The organism is Effusibacillus consociatus, assembly GCF_042652925.1.
In the GTDB taxonomy this organism is placed as follows: domain Bacteria; phylum Bacillota; class Bacilli; order Tumebacillales; family Effusibacillaceae; genus Effusibacillus; species Effusibacillus consociatus.
The window spans coordinates 22,853-38,834 of the sequence record NZ_JBHSHC010000006.1 but is presented as its reverse complement, the minus strand read 5'-3'; the positions used below and the strand labels follow the sequence as shown (position 1 = coordinate 38,834).

Sequence of the window (15,982 nt, the reverse complement as noted above, 5' to 3'; positions counted from 1 at the left end):
AGAGGGTGTGGACTGTATGGGATATGAAATAAGTCTGGGAGGATTTGTAGTTGGTCTGGTCGTGGGAATGACCGGCATGGGGGGAGCATTAATCATGACCCCCATGATGATCTTCCTGTTCGGAGTCTCCCCGGCAGTTGCGATTGGAACCGATCTGATTTATGCCTCCATCACCAAAATATTCGGTTCTTGGCAGCATTGGCGTCAGAAAACAATTGACTTTGTGGTTGTAAAATGGTTGTCAACCGGAAGTGTTCCCGGCGCTCTTTTGGGAGTCCTCACGATTCTGTACATGCAGAACGTGATGGATGCGAAGCAATTGAACAGTATGATCTTTAAGATTCTTGGCGTTACGTACCTATTGGTTGCCGTCGTAATGCTATGGAGGATATTCAGTAAAAAGAATCGAGTTCAACGTACGGAAGAGGTTGAAAGGCCGGCCAAGTCGAAATTGATTACACTGGGCCTGGTTGGAGGATTTATCGTCGGAATGACATCCGTTGGCAGCGGATCGTTGTTTGTGGCGATCTTGGCGATGATCTATCCGGTAGCGAGCGCGAAGCTGGTTGGGACTGATATTATGCAAGCTCTGCTGGTCAGCGGTGTTGCAGGAATTGCCCATTTGACGATCGGGAATGTGGATCTCAACCTGGTTTCCAAACTGCTGCTCGGGTCGATTCCCGGAATCTTGATCGGCAGCAAATTGACGACCAAATTGCCGGACATTGCTGTCAGAACCGCTTTGTTGGTAATGCTCGCATTATCCGGAATGAAATTTTTAGCTTAGGAGGAGTCTTGGGTGAAAGATTTGATCGCACCACATGGAGGAGTACTCATAGATCGAGTTTTAAGAGGATCTGAACGAGATGCAGAACTCGAAATAGCGAAATCATATAAACAAATTCGTTTGGACAATTGGGCGATTTCCGATCTTGAATTGATTGGAATCGGCGCTTTCTCCCCGTTGACCGGGTTTATGGGCCGGGATGATTATGAATCCGTGGTGGAAACCATGAGACTGAAAAGCGGCCACGTCTGGAGTCTTCCCATCACGCTGCCGGTCACGCGGGAGCAGGCTCAAACGATTGAGCTGGGGGAATCGGTGGCGCTGCTCGGACAGGATGACGTCATTTATGGAGTCATGGAAGTTCGAGAGAAGTTCTCTTACGATAAAGAGCGTGAAGCGGAGAAAGTATATCGTACAACCGACATTGAGCATCCGGGGGTAAAGAAATTGTATGAACGCCCTGATGTCTATGTTGCGGGGCCGATCTGGGTATTGAATCGGAAAGAACCTAAAGAGTTCAAGGAATTTTACCTCGATCCGGTGGCAACGCGTGCACTGTTCAGGGATAAAGGATGGCGTTCCGTGGTTGGGTTTCAAACTCGGAATCCTGTCCACCGGGCACATGAATACATTCAAAAATGTGCTCTTGAGATTGTAGACGGGTTGTTCCTCAATCCGTTGGTCGGTGAGACCAAATCGGATGACATCCCGGCCGATGTCAGAATGAGAAGCTATCAAGTATTGCTAAAGAATTATTATCCGGAGAATCGGGTTAAGCTTGCCGTTTTCCCGGCAGCTATGCGATATGCAGGACCGCGTGAAGCAGTGTTTCACGCGATGGTGCGGAAGAATTACGGATGCACCCACTTTATTGTCGGCCGCGACCACGCGGGAGTGGGCAGCTATTATGGCACGTACGATGCCCAATTGATTTTCCAAGAGTTTTCCTCCGAAGAGCTGGGAATCACGCCATTGTTCTTTGAGCACAGTTTCTATTGCACCGCATGCGGCAACATGGCTTCCCCAAAAACTTGTCCGCACGATGAATCCAAGCGGTTGACACTGTCCGGTACCAAGGTGCGGGAAAAACTGAGAAACGGTGAGATGCTCCCCGTTGAATTTACCCGACCGGAAGTGGCGGAAGTATTGATTGCAGGGTTAAGGGAAAAGCAGAAAGCGTAAAAACACGTTTGGAAGGGCACGCACGGTGAAGGATTGCGGGACACCGGTCGTGTCTTTTTGCTTTTTTGGGAAATAAAGGAGGGAAAAAGGAGTCGCTCGCGGAAATAGTATCTTTTGGTGAAACTTTTTTGGTTCTGGTTCGTATTACATTTTACGGGGCACTCCGGAGGATTTAGATGGATTTGTTGGAAGCAAAGATCGTAAAAAGAGCGCAAAAAGGCGATCGCATGGCATTTGCCGAGCTTGTGGAGTTATACAAAGACAAATTGTATAATTTGTGTTACCGCTTGATGGGCAATTCGCATGATGCGGAAGAGGTGGCGCAAGAAGCTTTTTTGCGCGCTTATGCCAATTTGAAAAGATTCGATTCCCGTCACAAGTTTGCCACCTGGCTTTTTCGCATTGCCACCAACTGCTGCATTGATCGGCTTCGCAAGAGAAAAGCATCCTATTCCCTGGATGCTCCGCTTGACGACGAGGATGGCGGCGACATGTATGGAATCCTTCCCAGCAAGGATCCAATGTTGGAGGAGCGGGTGCTAACCAGGGAATCCCGGTTGGAACTGCAAGCTGCCATCGAGCAATTGCCGCCGTCTTATCGGGCTGTGATAGTATTAAAATACATTGAAGAGCTGTCCATGCAGGAAATCTCGGATGTGCTGTCTGTCCCGGTTTCAACGGTAAAAACCCGACTGCATCGAGGCAGGGAGGCACTGCGCACGTATATGACCCCATGAGAGGAGGTGCTGGTCAACATGGATTGCGGGGATGTAAAGAAGGCAATGCAATTGTTTCTGGATGACGAATTGGACCGGTCAAAACGAGAGCAGGTGGAAGCCCATATAGCAGGATGTGCGGAATGCCGCCAGCACTTTGTTGAATTGGGCTACATTGCGCAGAAGCTTTCCACTGCTGAATGGTTTAAGGCACCTGCCGATTTTACGGAAAATTTGATTGCGAAGATGGAGCGGGAACATCTGGCGAAAAGAAACTGGCGTGTTCCCGTGGTAAGGTGGACAGGTATTGCAGCTGCGGCTGCTTTTGTGTTTAGTTTAGGAGTATGGTGGTCGATACCTGACCAATTTTCCGTTTCGGCGAATCCCTCCGAAAGCTTGGTGATGAAGGATAACCGGGTGATCATAATTCCAAAAGGGCAGGAGTATAAAGGGAATCTGGTGATTCATAATGGAGACGTGATTGTTGAGGGGAAAGTCGACGGCGATATTGTGGCGTTGAACGGTCAGATTTATAAGCAGGCAGGCGCCGATATTTCCGGGAAAACAGAAGAAATAAACGAAACTTTTCACATAATGAAATACTATCTGAATCAGTTTTGGTCAACAATTCAAGAAGCTTTAAAATAATAGCAGAATTCGGAGCAGGGAAACCGAAACAATTATCGAATCTTATGGAAGAGGTAGGGAAACCCTACAACTGAATAGCTGCTAATGAGACAGTAGGTGGCAAGATTGCAGACTTTTCTTGACGTAATCGGCCAATTTAACATAGCGGATGCACTTGACATTCTGATCGTAGCCTTCGTTCTTTATCGGATGATTCTCTTAATTCGTGGTACCCGGGCGGTTCAGCTGTTGAAAGGGATTGTTGTGATCCTGATTATGACAGGAATCTCGAGTTACCTGAATTTAAGAGCGTTGAACTGGATTCTGGACAAGAGTTTAACAATCGGGTTATTTGCTATTCCGGTGGTATTTCAGCCAGAGCTTCGTAGAGCCCTTGAGCAATTGGGGCGGGGAGGTTTTTTTTCCCGTTCCTTTTCCTTATCGAAAACCCAAGAGGATGAACAAGACATACGCAGAATGATCAATGAGATTGCGAAAGCGACATCCGTGTTGTCAAAAAACAAGATCGGCGGTCTTATTGTCATTGAGCGTGAAACCGGTATTGCAGACATCATGGAAACTGGTGTGAAGATTGAAGCGATCGTCTCGTCCGAACTTCTGATCAATATATTTATTCCCAATACCCCTTTGCATGACGGCGCCGTAGTAATTCGCGGAAATCGGATCGTGACCGCGAATACATTTCTGCCTTTATCAGATGATCCCAATCTGGCTCAGGAGTTGGGCACCCGGCATCGGGCCGCGATTGGAATCACCGAAAATTCGGATGCCATTGGAATTGTTGTTTCGGAGGAAAAAGGCTTTGTATCATTGACTGTTAACGGAAAAATTGTACGGAACATTGACGACCAAACCCTGCGTCAAATGCTGACCAGCCACCTGATGCCCCAGAGAACAAGTGGTTTCTCATTCCTCGGGCGAAAGGCGGGGGAGGAGTAATGGACGCATTTCTAAGGAGCAACAATTTCGTTCGTCTAATCGCTTTTGTATTGTCTGTTATGTTATGGCTGGTTGTACGGGCCGGTCCCGATGCAGCGGACGCCCCGCCGCAGATTGACCGTGTTACCGAAACCATAACCGGAACGGTGGAAGTACTATTGAATAAGGAACGGGTATCACTGGTCGGTGAACCGCCCGAGGTCACACTTAAAATACATGGAGAGAGGTTATCGGTCTGGCAGGCGAAAATGCAGGCCAACAAGCTGAAATTCTTAGTTGACGCACGAAATTATGGGGAAGGAATCCATCAGCTGCCCGTACAAGTTCAAGGGCTTCCTCCGGGTGTCAGCCAAGATTCTCAATATGCGTCAATTCGATTGGAAGCGAATGTGCGGCAGGTTTTCAGAGTCGAACTGGTGGCGGAACGACTTGAGGACCCCACCAAATTGGCTGCCGTGCGAGCCGAACCGAATGAAGTAGCGGTTACCGGCCCGGCTTCCTTGGTTCAGCAAGTGCAAAAAGTACAAGCTCGTATTCCAGTACAAGCGTTCGACGCTCCTGGTGTCGAACAAACTGTGGTTGTCAATGCCGTAAATGACAAAGGAAAAACGCTCAATTTGTCGCTGGAGCCAAAGACTGTGGATCTCGTTTATCAACCGACAATTCAACGCAAGGAATTCCCAAAGCTCACGGCAGAGTTGAAAGGTCTTGCAAAGGGTTTGAAAGCAGTGCTTCCTCCAGAAGGTTTCACCGTAACGGTGGAAGGGTTGGCGGCAGATGTAGAAGCCATTCGACCGGAGGACATTAAGATTGTGGTCGACGTGACAGGGCTTGGGCCTGGGGATTACGTGCGCGAGGCTGCAATATCCGTTCCGGCAACTGTTAAGCTTGCAGAGAAAGCGCCTCTCCGGGTACCGGTAAAAATAACTCCAGAATAGGACAGTGAAAAACGCCCGAACGAATCCGGGCGTTTTCCCTATTGAACCTACCATCCCACAAATATGGAAAGCATCTGGAGATGATGCTGTTTCAAGTATATACCAGTGTTGTAACGAAACATCGACAAACGTGTAACAAGTATGTAACAAAAATAAAACGTACATCTCCAAAGGATATACGTCTCCCCAGTAACATCTCAGATTGTTAACCGGTAGCCAAATCCGGGTACCGCCTCAATCACATCGTGTCCAAGCACGGATTTAACCTTCTTGCGAAGCCGACTGATGCAAGCATCCACTGCGCGGGTTTCGATCTCCACATTATTGATGCCCCAGATTTTATCCAAGATCAGTTCGCGGGACAGGACTTTCCCTTTTTCGTCCAGAAGCAGCTGCAGGAGATGAAACTCCTTTTGAGTCAGAAACAATTCCTGTGACCCGATAAAGACCCGATGCTGATCAGATTCGAGCTGAATCACAATGTTCCGTTCCTTGACAGGGACGGGAGCATTCTCCTGTTGAGACACGGGATTTCCCAATCGGCGCAGAATCGCCTGAACCCGAGCCACCAGTTCCGCTACACTAAATGGTTTTACCACGTAGTCGTCTGCACCGGAATGAAAAGATGAAATCTTTTCAATGTCCGAGTTTTTGCCCGAAAGCATCATAATGGGAGCCTGGGTATATTGTCGAATAATCTGGACCAGATCAATGCCATTCGAGTCGGGGAGTTCGATATCAAGTATGATCAGAGACGGCTGTATGGTTTGAATAAGAGACGGTACCATTTCACCCGAGGTGGTGGAATAGACCTCGTAACCTGCGTTCTTGAGCACCATTTCAAGCAATCGCAAAATGGCGGGATCGTCATCTACGGAAAGAATTTTTGTGTTCACCAAGAACAATCACCTTCGAGTTGTAGTTCTGTTCTTAGTTATATTCTACATATAGATGAAAACCCCTTTTTTCTCCAGTTACGATTCAACACCCATCCAGTGATTGACCTTTTCGATCAGGATCAGATGGTCCATCAGCGGCTTTGGAATGTAGTCGTCGGCTCCCGAATTTTCTACGATCTGCGGGGCATTGTCCATCATTAACTGAGCCGAAGCGAGAATGATGGGGATGTCTTTTGATACCGGTTTGTCCTTAATCATGCGTGTAAGACTTAGCCCGTCTACCGGTTTGCCATTATATACACTTCGAGTTAAGGAGATGTCCATGATGATAAGGTCTACATTGCCGGAGCTTGTGAGATCCAGAATTTCGTCGACGCATTCACTGACAATCACGTTATGGTTTCCTAAACGAGTCAACACGATCTGAAGCAATTTGGCACTCAAGATGTCGTCTTCGACCAGGAGAATCGTTTTCACTTCATTTCCCCCCTGCACGTATTCCCGGGTTCGCAGCTTGGGCATGTAGGATCTTTGAGTGGTGGAGCTGCTCGCGAAAAATTCTCACGAGATGCAAATCGAGCTCCTGACTGATCCGAATGACTTCCGGATGCAACAAATCACCGTGTTTCATAGCGGTGTGCTCCAATTTTGTCCGAAGCTTTTCGATATGTGGTTGGACCGGCGTTTGTTTGCCCTCCAATACAAACACTCCCTCAGACTGTTTTCTCCCGAGATTTTCCCCTACCGACTATCTTAATGGAGTGTTGTAACAGAACGATGATAAGCGTGTAACAATCGTGTAACAACCTTGTTACAATGACAGAAAATTAGCCGCTATTTTCCGAACGATGATAAAAACTTTACGCGGTCTCCCATTGGCGGAATGTTTTCATCCACAAGAACAATTTCGAGCAGCGAAGGACCGGGCACAAGCAAATCCCGAACAAGCTCTTGTGAAAGGTCGTCATGTTTTTCGACTCGAGCTGATGGGATGCCCATTGCGGAGGCCATCGCGGCAATATTTACCGGCTGTTGTTCGAAGCGCGGATGAGATCTTTTGTACTGCAGGGTGTGTCCGTGATAGACCATCCCGAGACGAGAATTGTTCATCACCACAAACAAGACAGGAAGGTTGTATTCTTTGGCAGTAAGAATTTCCATCCCATGCATGAAAAAGCAGCCGTCACCTGTAATACAGGTAACCGGTCGGGAAGAGTCCGCCAGGGAAATGCCGATCGCCGAACCGATTGCGCTTCCCATAGCTCCGAAATGGACATTGATATCAAAGGCGCCACTTTGCGGGACCCGCATGTAGTGAATCACATAGGACATGAATTCCCCAATATCAATTGTGTATCGTGTGTCACTCGGCAAACTTTCCTGCAGAGTGTTGAGAACGTTTTGTGTGTTATACTCAATTCCGGTTCTTGGTTGCTTGGAAGTTGAGCTCAGGTGATAGGATTTACGCTGAAGTCCGGCTTCTTGAAGCTCTTTGATGAGGAATTGCAGGCTGAGGTTGGCATCGCCGAGAATAGGCAGATCCACGTTGTATTTTCGGTTAAATACACTGGGGTCATAATCAAGCTGCAGTACGAAACGACCGTTTGTCAGCTGTGGATTCCAGTTGCTGGTAGCCGTTTCCCCCAGACTTGATCCCACGATGAGAAGCATTCGATGATCTCCATCGTGCATGAGCCGGACAGCACTTTCTTGACCGGCAAACCCGTACACCCCACGAACAAGAGGGTGCGAATCCGGAAGCAATCCTTTCGCCTGAGGGGTGGTCACGATCGGCCACTGTAGAATCTCGGCTAATTCGAGCAGTTCCGGAACTGCCTGAGCGGCCCCCTGTCCGACGAAAACGACTCCGGTTTTGTATTCGATCAGTTTCGCAGCAGCCCGCTTAACCTGGAGAGGGTCGGGGATGATGGGCTGGCGCTGTGGAAAGGGAAGAATCTCCGGAGCGGGAATTTCCTTGAGTTGGATATCAAGCGGGACAGCGATATGTACAGGCCCGGGTATCCCCGATAAAGCGATGGAAACTGCAAACCGTACTTCTTGCAGCAAGTCTTTCTCCCCATCAATTGTAACACTGTATTTTGTCAAAGGCTGAAAGACTTTTTGCGAGTCAAATTCTTGGGATGCGTTTAATCCGACGGTGTTTGTTGGTACCGCCCCGGTGAGAAACAGTACAGGGAGCTGCTCGCGCATGGCATTTGCCGCACCGGTCAGCAAATTGGTGCTGCCGGGTCCGCTGCATCCGATACAGACCCCCAGACGTTTGGATGTCTTCGCATAAGCGGCGGCCATGTAGGCAGCGGCTCCTTCATGTTTGGTGATGACAGGTGTAAGGTGCGGCATATCGTACATCTCATCAAAAAAACCATTTACGGAACCGGCGGGAATTCCAAAAATACATTCCACCCCGCCGCTAGACAGAAATTCAAGTACGGCACGAACAGCTTTCATGTTCAATCACTCCTTTTACAAGGGTAATAGAAAGTAAAATCGGCTGCCGGAATTCAAAACGCTTTCCGCCCACATTTCTCCACCGTGGAGTTCCACAATTTGTTTGGCAATCGAAAGACCCAAGCCGGTACCTGATGTATTGCGGATTTTTTCATGTTTGACTTGGTAAAATCGATCAAAAATCTTGTCCAAACAGCTGCTGGGAATTCCAATTCCCGTATCTTCGATGGTCGTAAGCACTCCCTCATCCACAAGTTCTGCGTGAATCGTAATTTTTCCATATTTTGGAGTGAATTTGCTGGCATTTCCCAAAAGATTAAGCAGAACCTGTTCGATCCGGTCAGGATCAATCTCAATCGGCGGCATCTGTTGCACATTGACAGACAATCGCTGTGATTTCTTGGTAAACAGGGGCGTTACGATATCAACCGTCCGTCGGATCAGTTCCTGGTAGTCGGTTTTTGTTTTATGGATCAGGAAAGTACCGTCCTTCAGTTTGGAAAAATCAAGAATGTCGTTTACCTTATTCAACAGCCGGATGATTCCTTGTTCCGCCATATCGACCAGCTCCATTTGCTCCGGGTTGAGAGAACCCATCACACCCGATTTCAGAAGTTCGACACTTCCTTTGATTGCGGTCATCGGGGTCCGGAGTTCGTGTGACATACTGGCAATAAAATCGTTCTTCATCTGGTCGAGGGATTTCAGCTCCGACACGACCTGTTCCAGCATGCCGTTTTTTTCATGCAGTTCGGCAGTCCTGGCCTTGATAATCAATTCAAGCTGTTCCATTCGAATGACGTTTGCCAGAGCTGTGGCAGTCGCATCGACAATCGATTGGGCAAGAAGTTGGCTTGCTTCCGAATAGGTACGGACTTCTCCCAGACTGACGACTGCCATAGTTCCAAGAATTTCTCCGGTTGCTACCAGAGGTAACATGAAGATCCCTTTGATTCCGAATGTGCGGCATGCTTCATGGTTGGGACGGGGATCGAGGTTAACATCGGGAATCAGGACCGCTTGTTTGGTGCGAACAACTTCTTGAAAGAGAAGATCTTTCTCAAAGTCCAATTGGACTTGATTGTGCACCTTCTTCCATTCCTTTTCCGTCCATTCGCTGTGATGATGCATACGGGCCGGGCGAAATTTTTTTCCCATTGCATCACAAAGGTGGACCCCAATGTTATGGTTGCCAAGTGCAACGCCTACATAGCGGAAGCTCGTGTCGAGCACTTCCTGCGTGGTTGAACACAAAGCGAGCTCCCGGGTTGCGTCGAGAAGCAATTGTTTTTCCGCGAGGAGCGATTGCTGACGGGATAATAATTTTGCGTTTCGAATCGCAACCGCCGCCATGTTTACATATGCTTCTACTGACTGGATTTCATCCGAAGTGAGATTCATCGGTGTGCCGTAATCATGAAGAAAAATCAGACCGAACAGTTCATCTTCGTAAGCAATTGGCAGCCCGAGCATGGATTGGATATGAAGCATTTCGACAGAACGTCGATTGGGACGGCGATCTTTGGAAGTATCAGGGATGTAGATGCTTTGTTTGGTCTGTATGATCTCTTGAGCGAGCAAATCGTGTGCCGGATCGATTATGATTTGATCCACTGTTAGTCCGTTAGCCTGTTCCGGCTTTCCGACAAAACCGCGAAATGCCCCATCTTCTTGCGGCAAAAAAATGCCGACCAAATCACATTGAACAATCTCTTCCGATATGGCTGTAACCACATGTTCCAAAACGGAACGCAAATCCAAATTGGAGTTGATTAATTGTGTTATCGTGGCAAGACGAGAATAGCGAGTGTAATCGGACACACGGGCTCGCCCCTTTTGGCAAAATTTAAATAAAATTAAATGAACTTCAATTATATAGATACGACAAAACTCCACAAAATCCTTGCAAATATAATACGAACTTGGAAAAAAGGGGATGGTGGATCCTGGTTATTGCAGGATTCGACGTAATGTGGGAGAATGGGCATAGTATTCTAGCAAAAAGGGGCAAGCCAATTTGGGACGTTTGTTTGGAACGGATGGAGTCAGAGGAGTAGCGAATACAGAGTTAACCGCTGAGCTTGCTTACCGCCTGGGACGTGCAGGCGCATACGTGCTAACCCGCGGGAAACAGAATGCGAAAATTGTTGTCGGGAAAGATACCCGAATTTCAGGCGATATGTTGGAAGCGGCGCTTGTTGCCGGAATTTTGTCGGTTGGGGGAAACGCAATTCGAGTCGGTGTTGTCTCTACACCGGGAGTTGCTTACTTAACACGTACGCTTGGGGCCGATGCCGGCGTTATGATCTCCGCATCTCACAACCCGGTTGCGGACAACGGGATCAAATTTTTTGGCGGGGACGGCTTTAAGCTCCTCGATCAAGCGGAAGAAGAGATTGAGTCTTTGCTGCAAGGCGAAGACCGGATGCCTCGGCCTGTAGCGGGGGATATCGGCCGTGTGGAAGATCGGTCCGATGCTGTTTCCTTGTATATTGACTATCTCCGGACCACGATCCCGAACCGCTTTGACGGTTTGAAAGTGGTGTTGGATTGCGGCAATGGGGCTGCTTTTCATATTGCACCGGAAGTATTCCGGGCATTGGGTGCAGAAGTAATTGCCATAAATTCGCAACCAAACGGTGTGAATATAAATGTAAAATGCGGCTCCACGTATCCGGATGTGGTTCGTGAGGCTGTGCTGCAGCACAGTGCGGCGATCGGGCTCTCGTTCGATGGTGATGCCGACCGGCTGATCGCAGTCGATGAGAAGGGCCAGCTGGTTGACGGCGACTATGTGATGGCGATCCTTGGCCGCTCCCTCAAGGCGGCGGGTGAGCTTGCGAAAGATACAATTGTAACGACTGTCATGAGCAACGTGGGCTTTGTAAAAGCGGCCAGAGAGCTTGGCATTGAGCTGGTTCGCACCGCAGTAGGCGACCGCTATGTGATGGAAGCGATGCGGGAAGGCGGCTATGTGCTTGGCGGCGAACAATCCGGCCACATCATTATGCTCAGGCATAACACCACCGGGGATGGAATTCTCACTGCAATTCAACTGACGAATGTACTGGTGGCGGAAGGCAAACCTCTATCTGAACTGCGCAGTATTATGCGTTCTTATCCGCAAGTGCTTGTGAATGTGCGTGTAGGAAGCAAAGAAGGCTGGGACCAGAACGAGAACATCAAGCATGCCATCCGCAAGGTGGAAGAAGAATTGGGTGACGAAGGCCGGGTACTCGTACGCCCTTCCGGTACCGAACCCCTGATTCGTGTTATGGCCGAAGGGCCCGATCAGGACCAGGTGCAGGAATATGTGGATTCGATCGCGAATGTAGTACGGAAGGAGCTGGGGGCTCTGCAATAGGCCCCTGGTTTTGATGTTTCCGTCTACGCATTTTGCGGGGGACCGGAATACAATGGAAGTAACATTCTTTGAGGAGGTGGTGCGGCGGCGAGATAGGAGATGGAAAGCAAGTGCAATCGAATACAGGAAGGAGGGTCGGGTTAGAAAAACTCGATCCAGCGCCCGGACTGCAGATGGCTGCAGTTGACGCGGAGGAGGTTAGCGAAGATTCGGCGGATGCCTCCCGGCAGACAATCCCTCTGCCGTAAGAGCATGTTTGAAAACCGTTGGGTGACCGGCGGGACAAGAACAGCTCACAGGGTAAACAGGGAGTAGTATGTGCCTGCACAGGCCGACTACACGAGGATTCCTCTTTCAGTGAAAGTGGAAGGGTTTCGTATTGCCAATTTTTAGAGCTTCTTACTGGAGGTTGTGTGTTCCATGTGCGGAATTGTTGGATATATAGGGCATCGTCAAGCCCAAGACGTATTGATTAACGGACTTAGCAAATTGGAATATCGCGGATATGACTCGGCAGGAATCGCCATATTAAAGGACGGCTCCATCCAACTGCAAAAATCGGTCGGCCGCCTGGCATCCCTCGAACAGCGCGTGAAAGGTGAGGCCGTATTAGCCGGTTCCCAAGGAATCGGGCATACGCGTTGGGCGACACACGGTCGTCCTTCGGACGATAACGCCCATCCTCATACGGATGAAGAGGGTCGTTTCGTGGTCGTTCATAACGGGATTATCGAAAACTATCTGGAATTGCGTGAGGAATTGATTGCGAAAGGCCATATTTTCCAATCGCAAACGGATACCGAAGTGGTTGTCCATTTGATTGAGGAGCTGTACAACGGAGATCTGTTCAAAACGGTTGTTCAAGTTCTGAAACGAATTCACGGTGCTTTTGCGCTTGGGATCATGGCACAGGATGAGCCGGGCAAGCTGATTGCCGTTCGTAAACAAAGCCCTTTGATTGTCGGCCTTGGAGAAGGAGAGAACTTCATCGCGTCGGATATTCCGGCGATTCTGGAATACACCCGCAAGACTTATATCCTCGACGATGGGGAGATTGCGGTTCTGACAACTGACGGAGTGGAATGCTTCACATTTGAAGGCAACCCGACTGTGAAAGAAGTCTTCAATGTGACCTGGGACGCGACAGCTGCGGAAAAGGGCGGCTACGAACACTTCATGCTGAAGGAAATTCACGAGCAGCCGAAAGCAATCCGCGATACGTTAACCGGACGCATCTCGGAAGACGGCGAACGCGTAATTTTGAAAGAACTGAACTGGACGCCAGAACAAGCGGGTGCGATCGATCGAATTCACATCGTGGCTTGTGGTACATCCTGGCATGCCGGATTGGTAGGGAAGACAGTAATTGAGAAATTAACCCGTATTCCGGTCGATGTGGAGATCGCATCGGAGTATCGCTATCGGGATCCGATTGTCAGCGAAAACACACTGGTCATCGTGATCTCCCAGTCGGGTGAAACATTGGACACTTTGACCGCGCTTCGGGAATCGAAGCAGCGCGGAGTTCGCGTTCTGGCAATCACCAACGTACTGGGGTCTTCCGTAAACCGGGAAGCGGACAATACGATTATCACGATGGCGGGGCCTGAGATTGCGGTAGCTTCTACCAAGGCTTACACCACGCAAGTGATCGCGCTTTACCTGTTTGCTTGCTATTTGGCGCAAGAGCGCGGTTCGGAGGGCGCTCATCAGATACCGGACATTTTGGCTGGTTTGAAGGGACTGCCGGAACTGGCGCAAAAGGTTCTCCAGACGGCACCTGCCATTGAGCAATTTGCACGAAAATATGCGGATAAGGAAGACGCATTTTTCATCGGGCGCGGTCTTGACTATGCGGTTGCGCTGGAAGGTTCGCTGAAGTTGAAGGAGATTTCCTATATCCATGCGGAAGCCTATGCAGCCGGTGAATTGAAGCACGGAACACTCGCCCTGATTACCGAAGGGGTTCCGGTGATTGCCTTGGTCACCCAAGATGAGCTGTATGAAAAAACAGTCTCCAACATTGTGGAAGTCAAGGCGCGCGATGCATACGTCCTGGCACTCACCTGGCAAGGCGATACCGCCATTCAGAAGAATGCGGATGAGGTGATCACCATCCCGCGTACGCTGCCGTTCCTGGCACCGGTACTGGCAGTGATTCCGCTGCAGCTGCTCGCGTACTACGCCTCCGTAGCTCGTGGGAACGATGTAGATAAGCCACGGAACTTGGCTAAGAGTGTTACTGTGGAGTAAGAATACACCGCCCCTTTGGGGCTGTTGTTCGGTGAAAATAAAGTATTAGACTGAAAAATAAAGTGTTAGACTGTGAAAATAAAGTTTTAGACTGAGTAAATAAAGTATTAGACTGCTGGGTGCTTCAGCATTTACTCCGAATAACAGACATCTAGAGCTTGAACCCCGTAAATGGAATATTTGCGGGGTTATTTTCTTTTTTTGGAGTTGATCCGGTTTGAATCTGGGCGAGAAAGTCAGAACTATCCGAAAATCGCATGAGTTGAATCAGAAAGAATTTGCACTGAAAATCGGCGTTTCGCAAGGAACGCTTAGTGATATTGAACGTGGAGTTTGTTTGCCATCGTGTGAAACGATCATTGCGCTTAAAAACACATTCCAATGTGATCTTAATTGGCTGCTTTCAGATGACGAATCTTTCTCTCCCACTCCAACCTATGTATCAAATGAGGAGTTAAAGCTGCTTACCAGTATTCGTACACTCCCTGCTCAAGAAAAAAATGAGCTCTACGAAATTATAGAAATCAAAATGAGAAAAAATAAATATCCGAAAACGGATTAAAAAAATCCGAAAAGTGTAAATATGGTAATATCACCAAAACATATTGGGGTGTTACCAAGTGAAAGAAAAGTCGGGTATTGGAATCGTGACTCAAAATGGAATTTGGTTTGACGGGAGCCTCTACTCCTGTTCATTAGCCATTCATGAGAAATGGTTTGAGCGGGCTCATCAAGTTGGGGGTTGGCCGGTGGCGGTTAAGTCCCAAGATGAAGAGCAGATTGTAATAATTATAGAGGATGGCTTAAAGATTAACTGCTATCGGATTGAATTTTTGCCATGTGATTTAAAGAAAGTCAGGGCGTATTATTCAGAGTTCCAAAGATTGATGGCGTTGAGAAAAGAGCTTGCAGATAGTACACGAAACTGTCTACCGGACAAGCATTTGAGGTGATCCAGTGGCCAAGCGGAAACGGCAACTCACAGAAGCAAAAATTGAAAGGATGATTAAAGAAGGCAGAGGACAGGGAATCGGCAAGGACTATCTTCCTTGGCTTACCATTCAAGACGTTCCTTCAGAAGGCAGGGCTACTCGCGGCGTTGGATGGACGACCGGTCGAAGACACCAACTCTTGTCGGATATTGAGCGTGATTATTTCTACCTCCTGGATTATTGCGACGATGTATCGGATATTCGTGAACAATTTCCACTTTTGCCGTTAGAAGAAACGCAGATGATAGCAGAAAAAATCGGTGTGGAGCATCCCAAAGATCCGAAAACTGGCATACCGATTGTGATGACCACGGATTTTCTTATTACTTATCAGGATAAAACATTAGCCAGAACAGTGAAACCATCCGCTGAATTGGAAAATGAACGAACTATAGCGAAATTTGAAATTGAGCGGATTTACTGGGATTCCAGACATGTAGATTGGGGTATCATCACCGATTCAGATCTGCCTGATGCACTTATACGAAATATCGAATGGGTGCATAAAGAGTTCCACAATGAAGATGTTCCGGCGCTTGGAATATTTACGATTCGCAACCTGCAACAGATGTTATCCGCTCGATTACATAATGGTGAAGTCATATCGAGAGCATGCTTGGCCTGCGACGAACAGTTAGGACTTGATGCAGGTACTTCACTTGCGTTATTCCGCCATTTTATAGCACGTAAAATATGGTCCGTTGATATGACCGAACGAATCATGCCTACTCTTCCGGCTAAGGACTTCTCTGAGAAGCATTCGGATATAAGGCTTGAAGCGAAAGGTGGATAAAC

The 15,982-nt window shown here is 48.3% G+C and carries 17 protein-coding genes; 12 read left to right on the top strand and 5 right to left on the bottom strand.

The features are described from left to right. Positions 1–16 precede the first annotated feature (16 nt). The 6 genes from ACFO8Q_RS00585 to ACFO8Q_RS00560 all read left to right on the top strand — a co-directional run bounded on the left by ACFO8Q_RS00585 (position 17) and on the right by ACFO8Q_RS00560 (position 5,210). Positions 17–787, top strand: a complete 771-nt coding sequence (locus ACFO8Q_RS00585; protein WP_380023485.1) for a sulfite exporter TauE/SafE family protein — start codon at positions 17–19, stop codon at positions 785–787. 12 nt (positions 788–799) lie between these two features. Then, the gene (gene sat / locus ACFO8Q_RS00580) at positions 800–1,969 is read left to right on the top strand and encodes a sulfate adenylyltransferase (protein WP_380023484.1); all 1,170 of its coding nucleotides are present in this window, start codon (positions 800–802) and stop codon (positions 1,967–1,969) included. 176 nt (positions 1,970–2,145) lie between these two features. Beyond that, positions 2,146–2,706, top strand: coding sequence for an RNA polymerase sigma factor SigW (sigW, locus tag ACFO8Q_RS00575; RefSeq protein ID WP_380023481.1), 561 nt, complete (start codon positions 2,146–2,148; stop codon positions 2,704–2,706). An 18-nt stretch (positions 2,707–2,724) separates the two neighbouring features. Beyond that, entirely contained in the window at positions 2,725–3,333 is a 609-nt protein-coding gene (locus tag ACFO8Q_RS00570) for a zf-HC2 domain-containing protein (protein WP_380023480.1), read from the top strand. A 105-nt stretch (positions 3,334–3,438) separates the two neighbouring features. Then, complete coding sequence (gene cdaA / locus ACFO8Q_RS00565) at positions 3,439–4,272, top strand: diadenylate cyclase CdaA (protein ID WP_380023613.1); 834 nt, start codon at positions 3,439–3,441, stop codon at positions 4,270–4,272. Beyond that, positions 4,272–5,210 (top strand): CdaR family protein, encoded by a 939-nt coding sequence (locus ACFO8Q_RS00560; RefSeq protein WP_380023479.1) that lies wholly within the window; start codon positions 4,272–4,274, stop codon positions 5,208–5,210. The genes cdaA and ACFO8Q_RS00560 overlap by 1 nt, the downstream gene beginning before the upstream one ends. 197 nt (positions 5,211–5,407) lie before the next feature. Here the strand turns inward: ACFO8Q_RS00560 and ACFO8Q_RS00555 are convergent, their stop codons facing one another. From ACFO8Q_RS00555 to ACFO8Q_RS00535, 5 genes are all read right to left on the bottom strand, one after another. Beyond that, positions 5,408–6,106 (bottom strand): response regulator transcription factor, encoded by a 699-nt coding sequence (locus ACFO8Q_RS00555; RefSeq protein WP_380023477.1) that lies wholly within the window; start codon positions 6,104–6,106, stop codon positions 5,408–5,410. A gap of 78 nt (positions 6,107–6,184) precedes the next feature. Continuing rightward, a complete protein-coding gene (locus ACFO8Q_RS00550; RefSeq protein ID WP_380023476.1) occupies positions 6,185–6,586 on the bottom strand; it encodes a response regulator in 402 nt (133 codons plus the stop codon). A gap of 1 nt (position 6,587) precedes the next feature. Continuing rightward, the gene (locus ACFO8Q_RS00545; RefSeq protein WP_380023475.1) at positions 6,588–6,809 is read right to left on the bottom strand and encodes a Spo0E family sporulation regulatory protein-aspartic acid phosphatase; all 222 of its coding nucleotides are present in this window, start codon (positions 6,807–6,809) and stop codon (positions 6,588–6,590) included. A gap of 134 nt (positions 6,810–6,943) precedes the next feature. Beyond that, complete coding sequence (locus tag ACFO8Q_RS00540) at positions 6,944–8,578, bottom strand: thiamine pyrophosphate-binding protein (RefSeq protein ID WP_380023474.1); 1,635 nt, start codon at positions 8,576–8,578, stop codon at positions 6,944–6,946. Between the two features lie 15 nt (positions 8,579–8,593). Further along, a complete protein-coding gene (locus ACFO8Q_RS00535) occupies positions 8,594–10,399 on the bottom strand; it encodes an ATP-binding protein (protein WP_380023472.1) in 1,806 nt (601 codons plus the stop codon). 196 nt (positions 10,400–10,595) lie between these two features. Between ACFO8Q_RS00535 and glmM the strand changes: the two genes are divergently transcribed. From glmM to ACFO8Q_RS00505, 6 genes are all read left to right on the top strand, one after another. After that, complete coding sequence (glmM, locus tag ACFO8Q_RS00530; protein ID WP_380023470.1) at positions 10,596–11,942, top strand: phosphoglucosamine mutase; 1,347 nt, start codon at positions 10,596–10,598, stop codon at positions 11,940–11,942. 110 nt (positions 11,943–12,052) lie between these two features. After that, positions 12,053–12,190 (top strand): hypothetical protein, encoded by a 138-nt coding sequence (locus ACFO8Q_RS00525; RefSeq protein ID WP_380023469.1) that lies wholly within the window; start codon positions 12,053–12,055, stop codon positions 12,188–12,190. 172 nt (positions 12,191–12,362) lie between these two features. Then, positions 12,363–14,195, top strand: a complete 1,833-nt coding sequence (gene glmS / locus ACFO8Q_RS00520; protein WP_380023467.1) for a glutamine--fructose-6-phosphate transaminase (isomerizing) — start codon at positions 12,363–12,365, stop codon at positions 14,193–14,195. Positions 14,196–14,412: 217 nt separating this feature from the next. Then, positions 14,413–14,757 (top strand): helix-turn-helix domain-containing protein, encoded by a 345-nt coding sequence (locus ACFO8Q_RS00515; protein WP_380023466.1) that lies wholly within the window; start codon positions 14,413–14,415, stop codon positions 14,755–14,757. Positions 14,758–14,815: 58 nt separating this feature from the next. Continuing rightward, positions 14,816–15,148: a hypothetical protein gene (locus ACFO8Q_RS00510; protein WP_380023465.1), complete on the top strand. Its 333-nt coding sequence runs from the start codon at positions 14,816–14,818 to the stop codon at positions 15,146–15,148. Positions 15,149–15,152: 4 nt separating this feature from the next. After that, a complete protein-coding gene (locus ACFO8Q_RS00505) occupies positions 15,153–15,980 on the top strand; it encodes a TnsA endonuclease N-terminal domain-containing protein (protein ID WP_380023463.1) in 828 nt (275 codons plus the stop codon). Positions 15,981–15,982: the final 2 nt, after the last annotated feature.